This is a genomic window from Gilliamella sp. Pas-s27, assembly GCF_009795865.1.
Classification (GTDB): Bacteria; Pseudomonadota; Gammaproteobacteria; order Enterobacterales; family Orbaceae; genus Gilliamella.
In genome coordinates this window covers 36,907-61,960 of record NZ_WTEW01000015.1, presented here as the reverse complement: position 1 = coordinate 61,960, position 25,054 = coordinate 36,907, and the positions used below count along the sequence as shown (strand labels likewise).

20 protein-coding genes are annotated in these 25,054 nt (G+C 32.7%); 5 read left to right on the top strand and 15 right to left on the bottom strand.

What is annotated here, in order from left to right; genetic code table 11:
- Window positions 1-10: 10 nt before the first annotated feature.
- Genes surA through sppA form a run of 4 tightly spaced genes read left to right on the top strand, consistent with a single transcriptional unit; the run spans window position 11 to window position 4,797 of the window.
- On the top strand, window positions 11-1,324 hold the full coding sequence (surA, locus tag GQ589_RS07190; RefSeq protein ID WP_160425356.1) for a peptidylprolyl isomerase SurA: 1,314 nt from the start codon (window positions 11-13) through the stop codon (window positions 1,322-1,324).
- Entirely contained in the window at window positions 1,317-2,114 is a 798-nt protein-coding gene (rsmA, locus tag GQ589_RS07185; protein ID WP_160425354.1) for a 16S rRNA (adenine(1518)-N(6)/adenine(1519)-N(6))-dimethyltransferase RsmA, read from the top strand. The genes surA and rsmA overlap by 8 nt, the downstream gene beginning before the upstream one ends.
- A gap of 4 nt (window positions 2,115-2,118) precedes the next feature.
- The gene (gene apaH / locus GQ589_RS07180; RefSeq protein ID WP_160425352.1) at window positions 2,119-2,937 is read left to right on the top strand and encodes a bis(5'-nucleosyl)-tetraphosphatase (symmetrical) ApaH; all 819 of its coding nucleotides are present in this window, start codon (window positions 2,119-2,121) and stop codon (window positions 2,935-2,937) included.
- Window positions 2,938-2,964: 27 nt separating this feature from the next.
- Window positions 2,965-4,797, top strand: a complete 1,833-nt coding sequence (gene sppA, locus GQ589_RS07175; protein WP_160425349.1) for a signal peptide peptidase SppA — start codon at window positions 2,965-2,967, stop codon at window positions 4,795-4,797.
- A gap of 59 nt (window positions 4,798-4,856) precedes the next feature.
- Here sppA and GQ589_RS07170 read toward each other — a convergent pair whose 3' ends face one another.
- The 5 genes from GQ589_RS07170 to moaC all read right to left on the bottom strand — a co-directional run bounded on the left by GQ589_RS07170 (window position 4,857) and on the right by moaC (window position 8,852).
- Complete coding sequence (locus GQ589_RS07170; RefSeq protein ID WP_160411035.1) at window positions 4,857-6,701, bottom strand: sulfatase-like hydrolase/transferase; 1,845 nt, start codon at window positions 6,699-6,701, stop codon at window positions 4,857-4,859.
- A gap of 170 nt (window positions 6,702-6,871) precedes the next feature.
- The gene (locus tag GQ589_RS07165; protein ID WP_160425347.1) at window positions 6,872-7,603 is read right to left on the bottom strand and encodes a Bax inhibitor-1/YccA family protein; all 732 of its coding nucleotides are present in this window, start codon (window positions 7,601-7,603) and stop codon (window positions 6,872-6,874) included.
- A 59-nt stretch (window positions 7,604-7,662) separates the two neighbouring features.
- Window positions 7,663-8,109, bottom strand: coding sequence for a molybdopterin synthase catalytic subunit MoaE (gene moaE / locus GQ589_RS07160; protein WP_160425346.1), 447 nt, complete (start codon window positions 8,107-8,109; stop codon window positions 7,663-7,665).
- A 1-nt stretch (window position 8,110) separates the two neighbouring features.
- Window positions 8,111-8,356, bottom strand: coding sequence for a molybdopterin synthase sulfur carrier subunit (gene moaD / locus GQ589_RS07155; protein ID WP_160400553.1), 246 nt, complete (start codon window positions 8,354-8,356; stop codon window positions 8,111-8,113).
- Window positions 8,357-8,366: 10 nt separating this feature from the next.
- Entirely contained in the window at window positions 8,367-8,852 is a 486-nt protein-coding gene (moaC, locus tag GQ589_RS07150) for a cyclic pyranopterin monophosphate synthase MoaC (protein ID WP_160411032.1), read from the bottom strand.
- 202 nt (window positions 8,853-9,054) lie between these two features.
- Between moaC and priA the strand changes: the two genes are divergently transcribed.
- The gene (priA, locus tag GQ589_RS07145; RefSeq protein ID WP_160425344.1) at window positions 9,055-11,223 is read left to right on the top strand and encodes a primosomal protein N'; all 2,169 of its coding nucleotides are present in this window, start codon (window positions 9,055-9,057) and stop codon (window positions 11,221-11,223) included.
- Window positions 11,224-11,265: 42 nt separating this feature from the next.
- On the opposite strand, the gene GQ589_RS07140 is transcribed toward priA, so the two are convergent.
- The 10 genes from GQ589_RS07140 to rseP all read right to left on the bottom strand — a co-directional run bounded on the left by GQ589_RS07140 (window position 11,266) and on the right by rseP (window position 25,053).
- The gene (locus GQ589_RS07140) at window positions 11,266-11,577 is read right to left on the bottom strand and encodes a helix-hairpin-helix domain-containing protein (RefSeq protein WP_160425342.1); all 312 of its coding nucleotides are present in this window, start codon (window positions 11,575-11,577) and stop codon (window positions 11,266-11,268) included.
- A 153-nt stretch (window positions 11,578-11,730) separates the two neighbouring features.
- Window positions 11,731-13,593, bottom strand: coding sequence for a SurA N-terminal domain-containing protein (locus GQ589_RS07135; RefSeq protein WP_160425340.1), 1,863 nt, complete (start codon window positions 13,591-13,593; stop codon window positions 11,731-11,733).
- Between the two features lie 133 nt (window positions 13,594-13,726).
- A complete protein-coding gene (gene lon, locus GQ589_RS07130; protein WP_160411028.1) occupies window positions 13,727-16,162 on the bottom strand; it encodes an endopeptidase La in 2,436 nt (811 codons plus the stop codon).
- Between the two features lie 187 nt (window positions 16,163-16,349).
- Complete coding sequence (gene clpX, locus GQ589_RS07125; protein WP_160411027.1) at window positions 16,350-17,615, bottom strand: ATP-dependent protease ATP-binding subunit ClpX; 1,266 nt, start codon at window positions 17,613-17,615, stop codon at window positions 16,350-16,352.
- Between the two features lie 18 nt (window positions 17,616-17,633).
- Complete coding sequence (gene clpP / locus GQ589_RS07120; protein ID WP_160411026.1) at window positions 17,634-18,236, bottom strand: ATP-dependent Clp endopeptidase proteolytic subunit ClpP; 603 nt, start codon at window positions 18,234-18,236, stop codon at window positions 17,634-17,636.
- A gap of 88 nt (window positions 18,237-18,324) precedes the next feature.
- Window positions 18,325-19,626 carry a trigger factor gene (gene tig, locus GQ589_RS07115; protein WP_160411025.1) on the bottom strand — a complete coding sequence of 434 codons (1,302 nt, stop codon included), beginning with the start codon at window positions 19,624-19,626 and terminating at the stop codon, window positions 18,325-18,327.
- Window positions 19,627-19,732: 106 nt separating this feature from the next.
- Window positions 19,733-20,761 carry a UDP-3-O-(3-hydroxymyristoyl)glucosamine N-acyltransferase gene (gene lpxD, locus GQ589_RS07110; protein ID WP_160400544.1) on the bottom strand — a complete coding sequence of 343 codons (1,029 nt, stop codon included), beginning with the start codon at window positions 20,759-20,761 and terminating at the stop codon, window positions 19,733-19,735.
- The gene (locus tag GQ589_RS07105; RefSeq protein ID WP_160411024.1) at window positions 20,761-21,249 is read right to left on the bottom strand and encodes an OmpH family outer membrane protein; all 489 of its coding nucleotides are present in this window, start codon (window positions 21,247-21,249) and stop codon (window positions 20,761-20,763) included. Before GQ589_RS07105 ends, lpxD begins: the two co-directional genes overlap by 1 nt.
- Window positions 21,250-21,287: 38 nt before the next feature.
- Window positions 21,288-23,714 carry an outer membrane protein assembly factor BamA gene (gene bamA, locus GQ589_RS07100; RefSeq protein ID WP_160411023.1) on the bottom strand — a complete coding sequence of 809 codons (2,427 nt, stop codon included), beginning with the start codon at window positions 23,712-23,714 and terminating at the stop codon, window positions 21,288-21,290.
- A 25-nt stretch (window positions 23,715-23,739) separates the two neighbouring features.
- On the bottom strand, window positions 23,740-25,053 hold the full coding sequence (gene rseP, locus GQ589_RS07095; RefSeq protein ID WP_160425338.1) for an RIP metalloprotease RseP: 1,314 nt from the start codon (window positions 25,051-25,053) through the stop codon (window positions 23,740-23,742).
- Window position 25,054: the final 1 nt, after the last annotated feature.

Genomic DNA, 25,054 nt, shown 5'->3' with positions numbered 1-25,054 from the left:
TTGAATCAATATGAAATTATTAAAACTATTTATCGCGTTAAGTCTAAGTTTCAGTTTGGGAATTATGACTCCATTATCTGCTAATGCAGCACCCAAGATTGTCGAAAAAGTTGCAGCAATTGTTAATAATAATGTCATTTTAGAGAGTGATGTTAATGATATGCTAAAAACAATTAAAGCAAGCACCGATTCTAAAAACCTACCTGATGATAAAGTGCTTAGAAAACAAATTATTGATCGTTTAATTATTGAAAATCTAATTTTACAGAAAGCAGCTAAAGCTAAAATTACGGTTAGTGATGATGAAGTAACCAATGCCATTGATAGAATTGCAGCAGAAAATGGTATGACCATCGATCAACTTCGAAGCAAACTGTCGACAATGGGAATCAGTTATAGCTCCTATCGCGAAAGAATCCACAATGACATGTTAATTGAAGAAACTCGAATGCACGAAGTAAAACCGAGAATCAAAGTTTCAGAAAAAGAAGTAGAAAATTTAGCAAAAAATATTGCTCGCCAACCAACTAACAATATTGATGTTAAAATTAGTCATATTTTGATTTCCATTCCGGAGAAAGCATCTAAACAACAAATTGATAGCGCTCTAAATAAAGCTCAAGATATTATCAATCGAGCTCAAAAAGGTGAAAATTTTGCTAAATTAGCCACTTCATATTCAAACGATGATCTTGCTTTAAAAGGTGGTAGTATGGGCTGGCATAAACTTAACGAATTACCTACACTCTTTGAAGAGCGTTTAATTCGCGCACCCAAAGGTAGTATTATTGGCCCAATCCGTTCTGGCGTTGGTTTACACATTATAAAAGTTGATGATACTCGTTCAGAAGCGCCAAAAACCATCACAATTCAAGAAGTTAATGCACGCCATATTTTGGTTAAAACAAACGTCCTAGTTACAGACAAAATTGCACAACAAAAACTAAACGATATTCGTAAATCAATTACTAGTGGTGTAACAACTTTTGAAGCTGCGGCTAAAGCAAATTCTGAAGATAGAGGATCAGCCGAAAAAGGCGGTAATTTGGGTTGGAATCGACCTGAAATTTATGATAATGGATTTAGAAATGGCTTAGCTCAGCTAAAAAAAGGTCAAATTAGTCAACCTGTAAAATCATCTTATGGTTGGCATTTAATTCAATTAATCGATACAAGACAAACAGATGGAACAAATGCAATGAAAAAGGATCAAGCTTATCGACTTATTTTTAATCGTAAGTTTTCTGAAGAAGCCCAAGCATGGATTCAAGAAATAAAAGGTGACGCATATATCAAAATTACGGGTGAAGATAAACATGAATAATCGTGTACATCAAGGACACTTTGCTCGTAAAAGATTTGGACAAAATTTTTTACATGATGATTACATTATCGAAAGTATTGTTGCAGCAATACAGCCTAAAAAGGACCAAGCTCTAGTTGAAATTGGTCCAGGGCTTGCAGCATTAACAGTACCTATAAGTAAATATGTTGATCATTTGACTGTTATAGAAATCGATAGAGATCTAGCGGGTAGATTAATTGAAAATCCAATTTTACGCAATAAACTAACTATTATAAAACAAGATGCTCTAACTTTTGACTTTAATCAATTGTCAGTTCAATTAAGAAAGCCACTGAGAGTATTTGGTAACTTACCCTATAATATCTCAACACCTTTGGTGTTCCATTTATTTGAGCATGCAAATATTATTTCAGATATGCATTTTATGCTACAAAAGGAAGTAGTTACACGGCTAGTAGCGGCTCCTAATAGCAAAAACTATGGCAGACTTAGTGTTATGGCACAATATTATTGTCAAATTATTCCTGTATTGGAAGTTCCTCCTACGTCTTTTAAGCCTGCACCAAAGGTAGATTCTGCGGTAGTTAAATTAATACCATATAAAGAGAAACCTTATCTAGTCAAGGATATAAAAATTCTTTCTCGATTAACTACAGAAGCATTTAATCAAAGACGAAAAACTATCCGCAATAGTCTAAGTAATATGTTTACTATAGAACAATTAACCGAATTAAATATAGATCCAAATTTACGTGCAGAAAACCTATCAGTACAACAATACTGTCAACTAGCAAACGCATGGAAATAAAACTATGGCAAATTTTCTCATTGGTGATATTCATGGATGTTATGATGAATTTATGCGATTGCTTGAAAAGGCTAAATTTTCGTCATCGGACACTTTATGGCTAACTGGAGATCTCGTTGCTAGAGGACCAAAATCACTAGAAGTTCTAAGATTTGTCAAACATAATAACGACCGAATTCGATTGGTATTGGGTAATCATGACCTACATTTATTATCTATTTACGCCAATGTAACACCTGCGAAAAAAAAAGATAATCTTGAAGACATCATTCATGCACCAGATTTTGATGAATTAATAAATTGGTTACGTAAGCAACCTTTGATTCAAATCGACGAATCATTAAAGCTAATTATGACTCATGCGGGTATTTCACCGCAATGGGATCTTAAAACATTGAAAAAATGTTCTCATGATTTAAACGTTATTTTATCTAGTGACTCTTATGTCCTATTCCTTGATAAAATGTATGGTAATTTTCCTGATGAATGGCAACCAGAATTACAAGGGTTAGATAGACTACGTTATATTGCTAATGCATTAACTCGTATGCGTTTTTGCTATGAGGACGGTCGGTTAGATTTCTATTATAAAAAATCACCTGAGCATGCACCATCAAAACTGAAACCTTGGTTTCTTTTACCGCGCAAAATCCCAAGCGAATATAGTATCGCTTTTGGACATTGGGCAGCATTAAATGGAAAAGGTACTCCAAAAAACATTTATGCACTTGATACAGGATGTTGCTGGGGAGGAAAACTAACATGCTTACGATTTGAAGATAAAAAATATTTTAAAAAGAAACCTATCGAAATAAAAAACTAAAATACAACTATGAAAAGGTCATTTATTATGTCTATTCTATCTGTTATTAAATCAATATGGAAAGTTATTAATTTTATTAGAGAAATATTTCTTAACTTAATTTTTCTCATTATTATCATTTTAATCTTTAGCTGCATATCTTTAATCAAAGAAGCACAAAAAAAAGAAATCATTCCACAATATGGAGCATTAGTTTTAGATATTGAAGGGACTATTGTTGATAATACACTTTACAGTGATGAAATCTATGCCTTACAAAACAAGATTTATGGCAAGAAAGTAAATACTTCTCGCGAAAACAGTTTATTTGAATTAACGCAAAAAATAGCCCAAGCAACAACAGATCCGAATATTACAAGCATAGTTCTTAAATTAGATAATTTTACTGGCGCAGATATGAGTTCACTACAATATATCGGCAAATATTTGAAAAAATTTAGCGAAGCAAATAAACCCATTTATGCTTTCGGTTCAAATTTTAATCAAAGTCAATATTATCTAGCCAGTTATGCTAATAAAATATATTTAACCCCACTTGGTTCTGTTGGTGTATATGGGCTGGCTGCTAATAACCTATACTATAAATCCTTACTAGATAATTTAAAAATTAATACACATGTTTTCAGGGTGGGAACTTATAAATCAGCTATTGAACCTTTTATTCGCAATGACATGTCTGAAGCAGCTAAAAGTAATACGACACGCTGGTTAACACTTATGTGGAATGATTATCTTAATGATATTTCTACACAAAGGAAAAAGGATGCTACACAATTAGTTCCAGCACCAAATGTTATGTTAGAAAATTTAAAAGCAACTAATGGTAATATGGCTCAATACGCTATTTCGAATGGACTAGTCGACGCTATTGCATCTAATTACCAATATGAATTAGAATTTAACAATAAACATGAAGTCAGTATCTATGATTATCAACTTAAATCAAAAGATAAAAAAACTGTTGGTAAAGACAATGGTCAAAAACCGCTTATCGCAGTTGTTTTCGTCAATGGTACCATTACTAATGGTGAAAATAATAGTAACATTGCTGGTAGCCAAGACATTGTTGAACAGTTAAGGAATATTCGTAAAAACTTAAACAAACACAACATTCAAGCGGTTGTTTTACGAGTAAATAGTCCAGGAGGAAGCGTTGATGCCTCTGAAGCAATTCGTAGCGAACTAGAAGCACTACGTAGTTATCAAATACCTGTTGTAATTTCTATGGGAGGGATGGCTGCATCGGGAGGATACTGGATATCAACCGCATCAGACTATATAGTTGCAAGCCCAGATACGATTACTGGCTCTATCGGTATCTTCGGTATTATTCCAACATTTGAAAACTCTTTATCTCATATAGGAGTTTATAGTGATGGGGTAACAACCTCACCGTTAGCTGGTAATACCTCAACAAAAAATCTACCTGACGAAATGAGTCAATTAATTCAAATGAATATTGATAAAGGTTATCAAACTTTTATTTCGCTAGTAGCAGAAGCAAGAAATATGACAACAGAACAAGTTGATAAAATTGGACAGGGTCAAGTCTGGCTAGGTTCAGAAGCAAGTAAAATTGGACTTGTTGACAAACTAGGGGATTTTGATGATGCTATTGAAACTGCAGCAACATTAGCTAATTTAACTGACTATGAAATTGACTGGCAAAAACCACAAGGAAATTGGTTTAATGCATTTTATTCAGATATGTTAGCGGCGTTACCTAAATCAACAGCAGAAATATTTTTTGAACAGCTTCCAGAAGCAAAACAGCTTCAACAACATGTTTCTTTATGGCATCAGTTTCACGATCCACAAAATCGCTATATTTACTGCCTAAATTGTGCAGATATCCATTAATAAACAATCATTATCTACCATTCCTGGTGGTAGATAATGATTTTTTCTTAAATTTATAACTAATTGTTTCTATCTGTTAAACTATTTTTTCCTGATTGGAAAAAATAACGCATATGATCTAACGCTTCTTGAATATATTGATAATTCGGGGTTTCATTAATCTCACGATTATGCAAATCCATATAATGACTAATTCCTAATCTATTCACAAGATAAATATTATCATTTGTTTTCACTGCATAAGAGCTATAATTAGACATCAAAAGCCAGTTACGATTAGTTATTGGTTCAAATAAATCATAACCTGTTGAATAATCACTTATATCATTTTTTACATATAAATAATGTTTCATTAGGGTCGGAACAACATCTTCATGACTAGTCATTTTATTACGATTATTTTCAAGATTCTCTAACTCTTTTCCACCAATAATAATAAAAGGTACCTTTGTTTGTGCATCAGTATAATTACCATTATGTCCCCAAAAACCGAGTTTATTGTCATTCATTTCTTGTGAATGATCACCGGTAATAATTATTAATGTATCATCTAATGTTCCTGTTTTTACAAGTTCATCGTAAATATTTTTCAATAGATAATCATCATAATAAACACTTTGCTTGTAACGATTAAAGATTGGTAACGGATCGGTATCATTATTTAAAGTCATATAATTAAGATCACCAATAGGTTTAAATTTCACTAAAAAATCGTCAGGAAAGTCATAAGCATGGGGAGCATCATAAAATAAAAAAGAGAATGTCGGTTTAGAAGCATCGCGTAACTTATACCATTTAAGCCAATCATCAGTAATTTGTTTATCTCTACTAGATGCAGAGCCGTTTTTACTACTAATTCTTAAATTTTTGATAGTAACAAATGCAGTCCTATCAAATTCTGGAGCAGTAACTTTTGCTGAGGTAAAAATGCCAATATTATAGCTTTCTTGCTGTAGTGTTGTGATAAATAGTGAAGGAATACTATTCCGTAAAAATGAATCCCAATATGTACCGGGAATGCCATAAAACAACCCAAAAATTCCTGTTCGCGTTGCATTACCAGTTGAATAATGATTATCAAAAATTACACCATTATTTTGTTTCACAAAACGAAATGTATTCGGTGAAATTTCTTCACTAAACGTATCATATCTCCAAGAATCCAAAACAATAAACATAATATTCTTAGTTTTTTTATTTTCTGGATTGATCTCTAGCTGTTTTTTGGGGTAATCTACATTAGCATTGCTATTATCCTTGTTATACACAACTTTCCGTTGCCCTTTTTCATCAAAAAAACCCATGATTTTTTTTGACGTAAATGGCCGGTAAAGAGGTATATATTCTTTTACAACCATAATTGGCGAATAAGCGTAATAAAAAGCAATCATATGCACAACATGGCTAATTAAAAATGATCCAAAAAGAAATATTGTAGAAAATAAAACAATTCTTGATTTTTTATGCAATGCAGTTAATTTATTGTTAAGGTAATAAAGAATAAAATACTCCACGCAAAATACAATAACAATAAGCATGAACATTAAAAAATAGGTAATTATCGAAAAATCGACAACCTGACCAGATAGGACCATCGATAAAACAGACTGATTTACATGAAACCGGTACTGTTGAAATACAATCGTATCGACATATAACCCAATTTGAATAAAGCTAAATATTATAGCGAGAATAATATTACAAACAGATTGTTTGAACAAAAGAAAAGGTATACAAACAATCAAAAGTAATAGATAAGCCGAGAAAAAATGCCCCAATACAGCAAAAACAGAAAATACAACACTAGGCCAATTAAATGATACCTCAGGAACAACAAAGAAGCGAATTGCTAGTATTGATGAAATAAATAGATTAATTAGGACAAAATAGTATAATTTTTTCATATTTTTCAGTATATTATTGATTCAATATAATAAGAATTATACTGCATTTTATATTAAAACATCTGCTCCGCTGAAATTTTTTAAAAAACTAGTACTTAAAAAATACAATTCCAATAAAGTTTTAACAAAAAGGGCTCAATTTAGAGCCCTTTTATCTGATTAAAATGAAATTAACGACGATCTGCAATAGCTCTCAATAACATTAAGAATAAATTAATAAAATCAAGATATAGTGTCAATGCACCTAAAATAACAAACCGTCTAAACATATCAGAATCATCGTGCGATAATTGGTCTCCAAATTGCTTCAACTTCTGTGTATCATATGCAGTCAAACCAGCAAAAACAAATATACCAATATAAGTAATTGCATTCATTAATGATTGACTTTGCATAAAGAAATTAACTAATGAAGCTATAACAATACCGACTAGCCCCATAAATAAAAAACGCCCAAAAGCTGATAAATCACGTTTAGTGCTATAGCCATAAAAAGCTAATGCTGCAAACATACCTGCACAAATGAAGAAAACACCAACAATAGATGAGCCCGTATACACTTTAAAAATAGGTGTTAAGGTTAATCCACTAAGAACAGAGTAAAGCATAAATAATGTTGTTGCTGTGCTACCTGACAATTTATTAATCATACCAGATAAAACAAATACTAAACCTAGTTCAGTAGCGACCAAAATCCACGAAAATACACTAAGTGTGTACATTCCCCTAGGGGTAACAGAAAACAATAACCCTTCCATAGCAGGATTAGATGATGCAAACCACGCAACAATTCCTGTTAAAACTAAACCAACAGTCATCCACCCATAAACATGACTCATATATGTTTGGATACGACTACCTGATTGTTCAATGACTGAACCATTAGGTGTATAATTTTTCATTAATTACCTCTCATTAAAAAGAATGATATAAATTTATATCATTATATCTTAAATAAATACTAATACCATTTTTTCAATGCTTCTTTATCTGTTTTTTTTGCTTCAACCCACCTTTCTCCTTGTATCGTTTGTTCTTTCTTCCAAAAAGGTGCCTCGCTCTTTAATATATCCATTATGAACTCTGCTGCTGCAAACGCATCTGAACGATGTGCACTGCTTACTCCTACAAAGACAATCTGTTCATTTGTATTAATTTCCCCTATTCGATGAATTATTGCAATTCGACTTAATTGCCATCTTTCTCTAGCTTGATCGGCAATCTTGGCTAAAACTTTTTCAGTCATTCCTGCATAGTGTTCTAAAAACAGGTTTATTGTTTGATTTTCAATACTACGAACTTTCCCCACAAAAGTAACAACGGCACCATCTTGTGGCAATTGTGAAAGCCAATCATTTAGCTTATTAATATCAATCGACTGCTCACTAACTTTAATAAGATCCATCATATTATCCACCAGTTACAGGAGGAAAAAATGCAATCTCATCACCTTCTTGCACAATATAATTAAAATCAACCAATGTTTGATTTATAGCACATAGAACTGAACTTTCTTTGAACGCTAATAACCATTGATCACCACGTTTACTTAACTGTTCAATAAGGCAAGAAACTGAAAGTTGATTAGCATCTAACATAACACACTCAGCCCCAACTAATTCTCTAATTTGAGCGAAAAAAATAATTTTATTCATCTTCTATCTATTAAACCTTTTGGGCAATAAAGTCACCTGACTTACCACCACTTTTCGTCAACAATCTTACTTGGGAGATCACTATATCTCTTTGAACAGCTTTACACATATCATAAATAGTCAAGGCTGCAACAGATGCAGCAACCATTGCCTCCATTTCAACACCAGTTTGTCCATTCAAGCGACAAAATGATTGGACTTGAACACAATTTTTTATTTTATCTACTTCAATGTTAATTTCAATTTTACTTAAAAAAAGAGGATGACAAAGCGGAATAAGCTCCCAAGTCTTTTTAGCTGCTTGAATCCCAGCAATCCTTGCCGTTGCAAAAACATCGCCTTTATGATGTTTACCCTCAATAATCATCTTCAGTGTTCCAGCATTCATTAAAACTAATGACTCAGCTCTTGCTTCTCGTGTTGTTATTAGTTTTTCTGAGACATCAACCATGTAGGCTTCACCTCGCTGATTAATATGCGAAAATGATTCACTCATCCTTTAATCCTTAACATTTTATTAATCATCAATTTTTACCAAGATAGCAAATTTTATTAATAGTTACTACTAATCCTTTTTAGGCTATTAATGTAATAAATATAGATGGATAAAAACTAGATTGTTTTTATAACTTTTGCGGGTTATGTAAAAACTGCGTACAATATAGTTTTATATAAATTATAATATCTGTGATTTTTTAATGCTTATCGCTCATATAGCCTTACCTGTACCACTTTACCAAATATTTGATTATCAATTAACTAAACCTGCTCAAGTTGGAATGCGGGTTAAAGTTCCTTTCGGTAAACGTGACGCAATAGGAATTATTGTTAATATTGACGAAAAAACCGAATTTGATATTAAAAGCTTAAAAACGATTACAAGTGTCATTGATACTGAACCTGTTTTTACACCTTCTATTTGGCGGTTATTAAACTGGGCTGCTAGTTATTACCATTATCCTATTGGCGAAGTTCTATTCCATTCTATACCTGTTTTATTACGACAAGGAAGAAAAGCAATCAAGGAAGAAATAAAACAATGGCAATTAACTCAATTGGGAAAAAATATTGATCTAGAATCGTTATCACGGACTCCGAAACAAAAATTATTATTATCGTCATTCAGAAATAGTACTCTTTCAGAAAATGACGTAAGTAACACTATTTATAAAGAATTACAGAAAAAAGATCTGATAGAACAAGTAAGCTGCCAATTAGATAATATTCAATGGCAAACCAATTTTTCAACAAATACTAGTTCAATTCAGCTAAATAAAGAACAGGCCTATGCTATAGAAACAATCAACAAAAAAAACTATCAATTTGAAGTATTTTTATTAGAAGGAGTGACTGGCTCGGGTAAAACAGAAGTATATCTAAATATACTATCTAATATATTAGCTACAGGTAAACAAGCATTAGTACTAGTTCCAGAAATTGGATTAACACCACAAACTATTAAACGTTTTAAACAACGGTTCAATGCGCCAATTGATATTTTACATTCAGGATTAACGGATAAACAAAGACTAGCAGTTTGGCTAAGAAGTAAAAATGGAGAAAATGCTATAGTTGTCGGTACTCGCTCATCACTTTTTACTCCATTTAAAGACTTAGGTATGATTATTATTGATGAAGAACACGATAGCTCCTATAAACAACAAGAAGGTTGGCACTATCACGCTCGAGATTTAGCAATTATTCAAGCTAAATTTAATAATATTCCAATTGTTTTAGGCTCTGCAACCCCATCGATTGAGACACTCAATAATGTACAAAAACACAAGTACCATTTATTACAATTAACTGAAAGAGCTGGTAATGCAACGCTTGCAAAACAGTCGATTTTAGATCTACGTGGGTTAGTACTTACTGCTGGTTTATCTCAACCGTTGATTGAGAAAATAAAAAAGCATTTATCTAATAATAATCAGGTCATGTTATTTTTAAATCGTAGAGGGTTTTCACCATTATTAATATGTCATGATTGTGGTTGGATTGCTGAATGCCCTCGTTGTGATAGACCCTATACATTACATCAAAAACAAAACAAACTTATATGCCATTATTGTGATACACCAAGAACAGTTCCCAATCAATGTCCAAAATGTGGTTCCACCCATTTAATACCAATTGGATTTGGAACAGAACAACTTGAACAACAGCTTGGGATCCTTTTTCCTAATATCAAGATTAGTCGCATTGATCGAGATACAGTGAGTAAAAAAGGCGCATTAGATAGCTATTTACAAAGTATCCAACAAGGTGGTGCACACATTTTAATTGGTACCCAAATTTTAGCTAAAGGGCACCACTTTCCTGATGTCACTTTAGTTGGAATTATCAATGTTGATGGTGCTTTATTTTCAAGTGACTTTCGAGCAACGGAGCGATTTGCTCAAATTTATACACAGGTATCAGGAAGGGCTGGCCGTGAAACTAAAACAGGACAAGTTATTTTACAAACATATCATCCTGAGCATCCTTTACTTAATGTTTTACTAACTGAAGGCTATCAAAAATTTGCCAAACTAACATTACAAGAAAGACAATATACCCAACTACCACCATTTAGTTACCAAACATTAATTCGTGCAGCAGATCGTAATAATCATTATGCTCCAGCTTTTTTACAACATATTTATGATTGGTTAAAACTACAATATGACCATACACTATGGCAACTTGGACCAATGCCAGCAAATCATCCCAAAAAAGCAGGATACTATCGTTGGCAATTACTGCTTCAACATACAAATAGACAACAATTACAGAAAATATTAAACCAACTATTAATGGAAATAAATAAATGGACTGAAACATCAAAGTTGAAATGGAGTATTGATGTAGATCCTATTGATAATTAGGATAGTATATTTCCACCAATATTAATTGGTGGAAATAATAAATTATAAAATTATTTTACCAGCATTTTTATCTAGTGTTGCTTGACCAATCCCTGAAACTTCTTTTAACTGCTCAACAGAAACAAAAGGTCCAAATTTTTCCCGATATTCGATAATTTTCTGGGCTTTATTTGCCCCAATTCCAGTCAATACTTTTGATAATTCTTCTGCTGTTGCAGTATTAATATTTACCTGAGCAATTTGCTTTTGTTCCTTTTTAACGGGTGAGGATGTTATAGCAGTCGAATCAGCAAAACTCATGTTTGAAAAAATGAAGCTTGATAATAAAATAAGTAATAGTGAAAATATTTTCATTTAATTAACCTCTAAAAATAGTTACGCAAGTAAATTTGCGTAATAACTATCTCACTTAACCAAATAAAAAAATTTTATAAATTATAAAGACGAGAAAAGTCACCCAAGTGACTTTTCTTTTTTCCAATTATTGCTATTATTTTGAGAAACAAATCACAAATTAGAATCAGGCATAATTTCAATTTTAGCCTTAGAACGAATATCTTCAGCAAAATAATAATGGGTATTATTAACAAATAAAGGTAACAACTCAGAAGAAATATTCTCATATTCTTTTGGTGTATCAACTTTAGTTAATACAACAATAGTAGCACTTTTATCATCTAAAAACTCCACACCATAAATACGCTTTCCACTTACTGAAGGATTTAAATTAAAAACCATATTAATAACTTTTTTATCTAACTCTTTTGAATTACGATTCAAAGTATATTTTTTAGTAAACTGTATATTTTTAGCATATCCAGTTTCCTTTAACTGAGTTAATATATCATCAACAGTTGACTTAAATTGGTTTTGAGCCATTTTATTAAAGATTTTTTTATGGATTTCATCTTTAACTTCATCAAATGGGGCTATACCTTCAGGTCGATAATCAACAGTTTGCACAACAAAATTATATTTTTCATTATTTCTGTCAGCATATATTAAATCAGATATTTTGTTCGTTGCTTTATCATCAACTATCATGTCTTCACTAAAAACTACATCTCTAACTTCTGGGTAATAAGCAAGTGAAAACTTATCATTATAAGTGATCCAATCCGAAACAATTACATCAAGACCAACTTTATTTGCAAGCTCCTCAATAGTCTTAGGCGAATCACTCAATGCAGTTTTAATTTTATTTTCTTCTACATCTAAAGCTTGTTGTATTCTTTGTTTAGTAAGTTTTGAATTAATTTGATATTTTGCATAATCATAATCCATAACTTTTCTAGGTTGTATATTATCCAATTTCACTATTACATAACCACCGTCAACAATTATTGGTGATGAAATTGCTCCTGCTTTTTTCAATTTAGCATCTTTAAAGACTTGCGGTAAAGAATCATCATCAGCAAACCAACCCAATGAACCATTTTGACCATATGGAGAAACAGCATTATTTTGGTTAAAAGCCTTAACAAAGCCTTCAAAATCAGCGCCAGAAGAAAGATCTTTATAAACCTTATTAGCTTGCTCTTTATTAGAGATAAAAATTACACTATAAGCTTTTTTAGCTGGATATGAATAAGCACTAATATTTTTATCATACTCATTTCTGATTTCGTCTTTAGTAATGTTAATATTTTTCGCCAATGCATTTTCTGAACTCAGAATGTATTTTACTTTTACTCGTTCCTTTTTAAAAAACTCTTTTAAATTTTCTTCATAATATTTTTTTTCGTCTTCGAGCGTTATATGTTCCCCATCAACATTACTTGCGGAGGTATCAACTGAAACAGCATATATACTTCTAGTTTGATTTTTAAGTGAAGATATTTCTGAATCAACTGGCAAAACAAAACTACTATTAGTTAGCGCATCAATAACCTGTTGTTGCTGTAATACAGTTTTTATAATTTCAGCATAACTATCTGGCGTAAAACCATTTTCAGCAAGAAGATTTAAATAGCTTTGGTTATCAAACTTACCATTCTTAAAAAATTCCTTTTGTTTTATAATAAATTTTTTAATTTGTTCACTACTAATGACAGCACCAGTCTCCTGTGAAAATTTATATGCTAAATAATTATCTATTTGATAAGATAGCACATTACGGCGTAATTGCTTAATAAAAGCACTATTACCACCAGCTTTATCAGTTACAGTTCTCGCTTGAGCTTCAAATTCAGCTCTACTAATGCCTTCACCATCAACTTTCGCAATATATCGTTGCTGATCACCTGCACTATTATTGCCATTACCAAAACCTAAAAATCCAACGCCAGTAAAAATAAAACATAAAATAATTATTGCAAAAATAATCTTAACAGCAATATTATTTGCTGCTGTTCGGATCGTTTCCATCATTTCTTACGATTCTCCGTATACCTAATGTTTAATTTTGGAAGTATAGCATATTTAACCAAATTGGCTATTGTCAGAATATTAAGTCTAAAAAAAGATCAACATTAAGTTGATCTCTTTTCCAATTAAAAAATGATTAATTTAAGCTTGCAGTGCTCCTAACGCTACTTTTTAATTTCTTAATAGACTTTTTAGCTGGTTGCTTTAATTTTGTTTTTTTAGCCATAGGTTCAATGCCAAATGGATTGTTTTGTAGAGCAATGGATAACACCTCATCAATCCATTTTACTGGATGTATATCGACTTCAGATTTCACATTATCGGGGATATCTTCTAAGTCTTTAACATTATCCATTGGAATTAATACAGTTTTAATTCCACCTCGATGCGCTGCCAATAACTTCTCTTTTAGTCCACCAATAGGTAAAACTTCACCCCGTAATGTTATTTCACCAGTCATAGCAACATCAGAACGAACAGGATTACCCGTTAATGTTGATATCAATGAAGTACACATTGCAATACCTGCACTTGGACCATCTTTGGGAGTTGCACCATCGGGAACATGCACATGAATATCACGTTTCTCATAAAAATCACTATCAATACCCAACTTTTCTGCACAAGATCGAACAACTGTCAATGCCGTTTGAATTGACTCTTGCATAACATCACCTAATGAACCTGTATAGGTTAGTTTTCCTTTACCTAATACACTTACAGATTCAATAGTAAGCAAGTCGCCACCCACCTCTGTCCACGCAAGACCGATTACCTGTCCGATACGGTTTTCATTATCCGTTTTACCATAATCAAAACGTTGTATCCCCAAGAAATCTTTTAGGTTATCTTGTGTCACTATTACTTTTTTCAATTTACTATCTAATGCTAGTTTTTTAACAACTTTACGACAAATTTTTGCAATTTCTCTTTCTAGGCCTCGAACACCTGCTTCACGAGTATAATAACGAATGATAGCAATAATAGCTGAATCATCAATACTAATTTCTTTTGATTTTAAGCCACTATTTTCTATTTGCTTAGTAATTAAATGTTGTTTAGCTATATTCAACTTTTCGTCTTCAGTGTAACCAGAAAGACGAATAACTTCCATTCTATCTAACAGAGGTGCAGGAATATTCATAGAATTGGCCGTTGCAACAAACATAACATCTGATAAATCATAGTCAACTTCTAAATAATGATCATTAAAAGCATTATTTTGCTCTGGATCAAGTACTTCTAATAATGCAGATGCAGGATCTCCACGCATATCCGACGACATTTTATCAATTTCATCTAATAAAAATAATGGATTTTTAACACCTACTTTTGCCATTCGTTGAATTAGTTTTCCTGGCATTGAACCAATGTAAGTACGCCTATGCCCTCGAATTTCAGCCTCATCACGCACTCCTCCTAAAGCCATACGAATATACTGGCGTCCTGTTGCTTTGGCTATAGATTGACCTAGCGATGTTTTCCCCACTCCCGGTGGTCCAACTAAACATAAAATAGGCCCTTTAACTTTATTGACTCGTCCCTGAACAGCCAAATACTCTAAAATTCTATCCTTTACACGTTCAAGTCCATAATGATCTTTATCTAAAACTTTTTGTGCATCTTCAATACCTTTTTTAGTTTTACTACATTTATACCAAGGAACTTGAATCATCCAATCAATATAGCTTCTAACAACTGTAGCTTCAGCAGACATTGCTGGCATCATTTTTAGTTTATTTAATTCTGTTAATGCTTTATCCGCAGCATCTTTTGGCATTTTAGCTTTAGTAATTTTATCTTTTAACTCTTCATATTCATCGGGTTTATTATCTATATCGCCTAATTCCTTATGAATAGCTTTAATTTGCTCATTAAGGTAATATTCTTTTTGAGCTTTTTCCATTTGCTGTTTAACTCTTTGTCTAATATTCTTTTCAACTTGTAATAAATCAATTTCTGATTCCATCAGTGAAATCAGTAATTCAAAGCGTTTGACAAGATTAGCCGTTACTAAAATTTCTTGTTTTTGTTCAACTCTTAGAAAGAGTGTAGCAGCAATAGAATCAGCCAAACGAGATGGTTCTTTTACTAAACGGATAGTATCGACAACCTCTTGAGTTACTTTTTTATTAAGTCTTGAGTATTCATCAAAGTTAGACAACGTTAAGCGAATCATAGCTTCACTTATATCTTCAGCCTTTTTGACTTCGCTTAATGGCTTAACTTTTGCAATAAAAAATTCCTTCTTTTCCTGCACAGCAACATCAACCATTTTTGCTCGCTGAACACCTTCAACAAGAACCTTTACAGTTCCATCAGGCAATTGAAGTAACTGTAAAACATTAGCTACAGTTCCGACTTCATATAAATCATCTATATCAGGATCATCTAAAGAAGGATCTCTTTGAGTTACAAGAAAAACTTGTTTATTCATATCCATTGCACTTTCTAGACAACTTATTGATTTACTTCGACCAACAAAGAGAGGAATTACCATATGAGGAAATACAATAACATCACGTAATGGTAAAATAGGCATAATCATATGTTTAGTTCGTTTTATATTCATTTTATTCTCTCTAGTAGTACAACCTATCAGGTAGATATTGGGTTCGTTTTTGGATATTCAAGCCTATTTTCTTTGATTTAAATATACATCATTTTTGTAGCATCTTGACAATATTAAGAAACTTTATTTCAGTATTAATTTGAGGTCAAAGTTCTTACCACCATATTTATGATGGCAAGTTTATATTTCAAGCAGATAATTCAGAACTCTCACGAAGCACTAATTTCGGTGCTTGAGAACATTCTACAGTCTCTTTATCTACAATAACTTTTTTAATAGATTTCATTGATGGCAAGTCATACATTGTATCTAATAATATATTTTCTACAATTGAACGTAACCCCCGAGCTCCTGTTTTACGTTGCATAGCTTTTATAGCAATAGCATCCAAAGCTTCTTTGGTAAACTCAAGTTCAACACCATCTAACTCAATCAAAATTTGGAACTGCTTAGTTAAAGCATTTTTAGGCTGAGTTAGAATATTAATTAAGGCATTTTTATCAAGTTCGGATAATGTGCCAATAACGGGCAATCTTCCGATAAACTCTGGAATTAATCCAAACTTGACCAAGTCTTCTGCTTCAATTTGCGCTAACAATTCGGATTCAGAAATTTTATTTTTAATACTTTTTACATCAGCACCAAAACCTATTCCAGTATTAGCCGACACTCGATTTTCAATGACTTTATCTAGGCCACTAAATGCTCCACCACAAATAAACAGAATTTTTGAAGTATCAACTTGTAAAAACTCTTGCTGAGGATGTTTCCGTCCCCCTTTCGGTGGAACCGAAGCAATAGTTCCTTCTACAATTTTCAATAAAGCCTGTTGAACTCCCTCGCCTGATACATCTCTAGTGATAGAGGGATTATCAGATTTTCGTGAAATTTTATCAATTTCATCGACGTAAATAATACCTCGTTGTGCTTTTTCAACATCATAATCACAATTCTGTAATAGTTTTTGAATAATATTTTCTACATCTTCACCAACATAACCTGCCTCAGTTAATGTTGTTGCATCTGCCATTGCAAAAGGAACATCTAAAAAACGAGCTAAAGTTTCGGCTAATAACGTTTTACCGCTACCTGTAGGACCTATAAGTAAAATATTACTTTTTCCTAATTCAACATCTCTGCGACTTGCAGAAGTGCGTAATCGTTTATAATGATTATAAACAGCAACAGATAAAACTTTCTTTGCACGATCTTGGCCAATTACATACTCATCAAGATGCTCTCTAATTTCATGTGGTGTGGGCAATGGTTTATTGATAAACTCTTCATGAGAAAGAAAACTTTTCGTTTCTTCTTTTAAGATATCATTACACAATCCTATACACTCATTACAAATATAAATAGATGATGGTCCAGCAATAAGTTTACGAACTTCATGCTCGCTTTTACCACAAAAAGTACAATAGAGTAATTTTTCTGAATTTTCTTTATTCACTTTTTTACCTACCTAATATTAAGATCTTTTGCTATATATGGCATCAACTAAACCATATTCAACAGCTTTATCCGCAGACATGAAATTGTCACGATCTGTATCTTTTTCAATCACACTGATATCTTGACCTGTGTGTATTGCTAAAATATTATTTAATCGCTGTTTTACCTGTAAAATTTCTTGTGCATGTATTTGAATATCAGACGCTTGTCCTTGAAAACCACCTAAAGGCTGATGAATCATTACTCGAGCATTGGGTAAACAATAACGTTTACCTTTAGTTCCCGCTGTTAAAAGCAGTGATCCCATTGAACACGCTTGCCCTAAACAAATTGTACTAACATCTGGTTTTATAAATTGCATTGTGTCATAAATAGCCATACCTGCTGTCACAACACCGCCAGGTGAATTAATATACAAATAGATATCTTTATCAGGATTTTCAGCTTCTAGAAATAGCATTTGAGCAATAATAAGATTTGCCATATTATCTTCGACCTGCCCAGTCAAAAATATAACTCGTTCTTTTAATAATCGTGAGTAAATATCATAAGCTCGTTCACCGCGAGAGCTTTGCTCAACAACCATTGGAATAACACCCATATATGATTCTAAAGGCATTTTTATCTCCTAATTAAATAAAATAGCCCAAACAGACAATCCTTATTTGGGCTTTAAAGCAATTTTTTAAAATTAAATAGCAAATGAATTAGGCTATTTGCTGATTCATTAATTCAGAAAATGAATAATTCTTTTCTGTTACTTTTGCGCTAGCTAATAATAGATCAACAACTTGATCCTCTAGTGCTACAGATCGAATATTATCCATTGCTTTTTTATCTTTACGATAATATTCTAAAACTTCTTTCGGATCTTCATATGCAGTTGCAATTTCGTCAATTAATGCCTGAACACGAGATTCATCTGCAGTTAATTTATTACTTTCAATTATTTCACTAAACAGTAAACCGGTAGCAACTCGTTTTTTAGCCTCAGCTTCAAATAATTCTTTCGGTAACTCTATATTTTGTTTTACATTACCGCCAAAACGAGATACTGCTTGTTGGCGTAATACGTCAACTTCGCGGTCAACTAATGCGCTAGGTATATCAATTTCATTATTTTTAACTAAACCATCAATAGCTTGTACTTTAATTTTATTACGGATTGTCGTATTTAGTTCTCTAGTCATATTCTTACGAACTTCTGCTCGTAGACTTTCAATACTACCATCAACAATACCAAAGCGTTTAATAACTTTTTCAGTAAGTTCTGGTAATTCAAGTTCTTCAACTTTTTTTAGTGTTGCCGCAAATATGGCTGGTTTACCTTTTAAATTTTCAGCATGATAGTCTGCAGGGAAAGTCACATTGATATCAAACTGATCACCTGTTTTATGACCAATAATGGCATCTTCAAATCCAGGAATCATTCGACCTTGTCCTAACACTAATGCAAAATCATCCGCTTTACCACCTTCAAATTCAACACCATCAACTTTACCTAAAAAATCTAACGTTACACGATTCTGCTCTTTCGCTACTTCATCAACTATTTTCCAAGTACCTTGTTGTTTACGTAAAGTATCGATCATTGTTTCAACATCAGCATCTGCAACTTCTGCAACCGGTTTTTCAACTTCAATTTTATCTAAATTTTCAACTTTGATTTCTGGATAGACTTCAAATTCAACAGTGAAAGTATAATCTTCACCATTTTTATATTCTTGTGGAGTATAAGTAGGGACGCCTGCCGGATTTAATTTTTCTTGAATAATTGCTTCAACAAAATTTCGTTGCATTAAATCACTTAATGCATCTTGCAAAATAGAAGCTCCATAACGTTGCTCAACAATTTTTAAAGGAACTTTCCCTTTACGAAAACCATCAATACGCACTTTTTTGGCGGTATTAATAAGTTCTTTATCAACCGCTTTTGTGATATCCTCTGCTTTAATTGTAATTGATAAACGTCGACCTAACCCTTGTGTTGTTTCTACCGAAACTTGCATCTTTATACCTCGAAATTATTGAATATCATCTGCCCATAATTATATAAAAACGATAACTGAGCTAGAAAATTAAAAAATAGGCATGCATTATACCGACCGTAATCGTCTACGTCGAGACATTTAATTGTTTCTTCTCAAGCGCTTTCAAACGCTTATTCATTTCATCAATATGTAAAACCAATGAAGCTGTTTTTCGCCATACCTTATTTTCTTGTAATGGAATACCTGATGAATAAACACCTGGTTGTGTAATTGGACGCATAACCATTCCCATACCTGTTACAGTAACTTTATCACATATCTCCATATGTCCATTAATAACACTAGCACCACCAATCAAACAATGACGACCAATAGTCAAACTCCCAGCCATAATAACACCACCAGCAACAGCTGTATGATCCCCAATAATATCGTTATGAGCAATCTGACATTGATTATCAATAATAACGCCATTTCCAATAATAGTATCATCAAGAGCACCGCGATCGATTGTTGTTGATGCACCAATTTCAACATTATCTCCAATAACAACACGACCTAACTGGGGAATTTTGACCCACTTACCTTTATCATTAGCATAACCGAACCCATCTGCCCCAATTACAGTTCCAGATTGGATTAAGCAATTTTCACCAATAATACAATTATGGTAAATAGAAACATTAGCCCATAATTTTGTACTAGCACCAATTTTTGTATTTTTACCAACAAAACAGCCAGCACCAATAATACAATTATCGCCTAATACTACACCACTTTCAATCACTGCGTTAGCACCAATAGATACATTACAGCCTAACAGTACAGTAGAATCAATCACTGCTGATGTACTAATGCCTTTGGCCGGTTCTGGAGTAGTATCAAGAAGTTTGGCTAATTTTGCGTATGCAAGATATGGATCTTTTACAATAAGCGCCGCACCATGCCAATCTTTAAGAGTATCTTCTGTCATCACTACAGCAGAAGCTTTGCATTCTAATAAATGATTTTGTAATTTTTTATCAGACAAAAAAGTAATCTGCCCAGATACAGCATTTTTCATTGATGCTATACCGGTGATAGTTAAATCACCGTCACCATGTAATTTTGCATCAAGATGCTTAGCTAGTTGCTCTAAACGACAAGCCAACATTATTTTTTAACCTTTTCCAATACTTTATCTGAAATATCAACTGCATTCGAAGCAGATAATGTAGCTTCAGCCTTTAAAATAATGTCGTATTTTTCTGTTTCGACAATATCTTTAACAGCTTCTTGGATTTTAGTTAGTAATTTTCCTGCTTCTTCACCTTCACGTTTGCGATAGTCTGCAGAAAACGCTTTAGCTTTATTTTCAAAATCAGAAATCATTTTATTTAATTTAGATTTTTCAGAAGAAGACAATGTTAAACCATCCTTCTTTAAGCGTGCAGCAGCTTCACCCGCTTTCTTTTCTTCTTCTTGTAATGATTTAGCTCTTGCTTCAAATTCGTTATCCAAAGCCTTACCAACTGATTCACGTTGAGGCATACGCTGCAATACTGCCATAACATCAACCACTCCAATTTTAACTTCAGCATTTGCAAAACCAGCGACAAGTAATGTAATACTAACTGCAAGAATAGATATAATTTTTTTCACTTTAACCACCTATGTGTTTTTTTATTTATAACATGGAATTACCACGTTGAACCTATATTAAACTGGAACTGCTGAGATGAATCTCCATCATATTTCTTTAATGGATGAGCATATGAAAAGACCAAAGGACCTAATGGCGACATCCACTGCACAGCAAGACCAGCCGACATCCTAACATCCGATGGAGAGCTATAGTCGGGAATATCACGTCCCTTTAAATTCCACTCGGTATCCCATACAGTACCAGCATCAAAAAAGAAAGATGTTCTTAGATTGTCAGCGTACTTTTCTCCAGCAAACGGAGTTGGAACAATTAGCTCTGTACTAACAAAAGCAATGGCATTACCACCTATGGCATCTTTTGATTTTGTGCATCCAAATGTATTATCTAAGTTATCACAAACACCTGTTTTATTGAAATATACAGCTTTAGGTCCAACAGTATTTGATTTAAAACCACGTAGTACCGATGCGCCACCAGCATAAAAATTTTCATAAAATGGTAATTCTTTACCACCAAAACCTCCCCCATAGCCGAATCGAGTGCGAGTTAAAAAGATCCAATTATGATCATTATCAATTGGGTAATAGTATGATGCATCTGAGACTAGTTTATAGAATCGATTATCAAATACTGGTGCAGTAACTTTGGCACTCGCGGTCATTTTTAATCCCTCAGTTGGAAAAAAACCACGATCTAAAGAATTATATGTCCAATAAGCATTTAATAATAAATCATTTGTATCATAAGTAAATGAATGCTTATTTTTCATGTTTTTACCCATAGAATCAAAATAGCGCCACATACTATACTGAGGTTTCATATCAGATAAATTATGGTTAGCAAATTCTGAACCAAAACGAACAAAATTATTTTCACTAATTGGGAAGCCGAAATCTACTGATGCCCCCCATGTTTTACTTGAGTATTCTGATTCATCATCTTTATCGTCATTTTTATAGGTATTATAGTAAACACTACCTCCTAAGCTTACCCCATCAACGGTAAAATAAGGATTAACAATAGAAATAGATGCAGTTTTATCGGTATCAGTTGTGTTAACATCAAATGAAACACTATTACCAGTACCTAACCAGTTGTCTTGAGAAATACCTGCATTAAAGCTAACACCACTATCAGAACCAATACCAACACCAAATTTAATACTACCTGTATTACGTTCAGCTACTTTATAAATAACATCAACTTGATCATCCACACCTGACACACGCTCAGTATCGGCTTCAACAGTATCAAAGAATCCAAGTCTACTTAAACGTTCTTTTCCTAACTCAACTAATCCATTACTTAACCAAGCACCTTCCATTTGCCGAAGTTCACGGCGGATTACACTTTCGCTTGTTACTGTATTACCTACTATTTTAATATTACGGACATAAAAACGTTCACCCACATCAACAAAGATAACTAATTTAACTGTATTTGCTGCATCATCCATTTCTGGTTGAATTGAAACTTTAGGATATGCATAACCAAAATTAGCCAATAAACGCTTAATGTTATCTTCAATTTCAGTAATTTTTTTACCATTATAAAGTTCGCCAATTGCTACTTTTTCATTAGCAATTTTGGCAATTGCATCTTTATGATTTGCAAAATTACCCACAAATTCAAGTTCAGATAACTTATACTGTTCACCCTCATGGATATTGATTGTAACGTAAATACCTTTTTTATCTGGTGTTAAACTGACTTGTGTTGACTCGATATTAAAACGAGCGTAACCCCGATTTAAATAAAAACTCTGCAATTCATCTAAATCTGAAGCTAACTTTTGCTTTTGGTATTTACGATCGCCAAGCATGTTCCACCAAGGTACTTCATCGCGTAAAGTAAACCGCGAAATAAGTTCTTCTGATGAAAAAGCTTTAGTTCCAACAATATTAATTTGATCAATTAACGCCGATTTCCCCTCTGCCACAACTAATTTTAAATCAACACGATTACGCGATAGAGGAGTTACAACCGCTTTAATTTGAGCATTATATTTACCAACACTATAATAAAAATCTTCTAAACCCTTTTCTATGCCTGAAAGCATAGTGCGATCTAATGCTTCACCTTCACGAATACCAGAACTATCTAAATTTTTCTTAAGTATGTCATCTTTAACTGACTTATTACCAGAAAAAGTGATGCTAGCGATAGTAGGACGTTCTTCAACATGAATAATTAACCGATCACCATCACGAGAAATGGTAATATTATCAAAGTTACCACTAGAATAAAGCGATTTGACAATACGACCTAAGTCAGATTCATTAACATAGTCACCGACTTGAACTGGCATTTCAAGTAATGCGGCCCCAACAGTCACACGCTGTAAACCTTCGAATTTAATATCCTTTACCACAAAATCATCAACACAAAATGCATTGGAACTATATAATGCTGTTGTAGTACTAAACAGCAAAGATGCTATAAGTAATTTATTTATTTTCATCGTAAATGTTTATAACCTCATTCCATCACAATCGTAAAATATCATTGAATAGTGCAATTCCCATTATTACCATTAATAAAATAAAGCCAATACGAAAAAAGCGTTCTTGTGCTTTATTTGATAACGTTTTTCCTCTTATTTTTTCAAATAATAAAAAGATAAGGTGTCCGCCATCTAATATAGGTAATGGAACAAGATTGATAACCCCCAAACTTATACTCATAAAGGCAAGAAAGTACAAATAAGAAGTAAAACCATAACTTGCTGTTTGCCCTGCGCTTTTAGCTATTGTTATTGGTCCTGATAAATGTTGTAGTCCAATAACACCTGTCATTAATTGATAAAGAGAACGAATTGTTAACTTTGTAGTTAACAATGTTTGCTTCGTACCTTTATAAAAGCCTTCTAAAAAACCATACTGAATAACTTTTGCATTAGATGTAGGATATATACCTGCAGCCCCCTCCCCGTTCTTTTGAAGGGTTGGTACAAGCCTAAGATCAATATCTTCACCTTGTCGATTAACCTTTAACGTTATAGCATGAGCTTTTTTAATTGTATTAGAAAAATCACTCCAATCAACATAAGGCTGTTTATTATAACTAATAATTTTATCACCAACACGTAAACCTGCTTGCTCAGCAGCAGAATCCGGTACGATTTTACTCACAATTGGAGAAATATCCAACTTTTTAGGTACAAAACCAAACGCTGTGATAGCAGAATCTTTTTCTACATCAAAATTCCAATTATTAATATCTACGGTAACTTCTTTTAGATTGTTATTATCATTACTATCAATATAAGAAAACTTTATATTTTCCTTACCCATTACTGTAATTAAGGCTAAATTGACATCATTCCACGTTTCAATTTTAATATTATCAATATTTTTTAATTCAGCCCCTGATGGAATTGCAACTGAAGCTGCTGGCGTATTAGGTATTACGTCTTTTATTTTAACGGGGTAAGTTGCCACACCCATTAAAAAAATAACCCAATAGATAAATAATGCTAATACAAAATTAGCAAAAGGACCCGCAAAAATAATTGCAGCTCGTTGCCAAATCTTTTTTTTATCAAAAGCAAACGTTTCGTTACTGCTCGATAATGTTGCAACTCTACCATCAAGCATTTTAACATAACCACCAAGCGGAATCATAGCAATTACCAATTCGGTTCCACCTAAAAATTTATGTGACCAAATTTTTTTACCGAAACCAATTGAAAAACATTCAACTTTAACCTTACATAAACGAGCCACACAAAAATGACCAAACTCATGAATAGTAACTAATATGCTAATAGTAATAATAAACAATAGTACTGATAACAGCAAA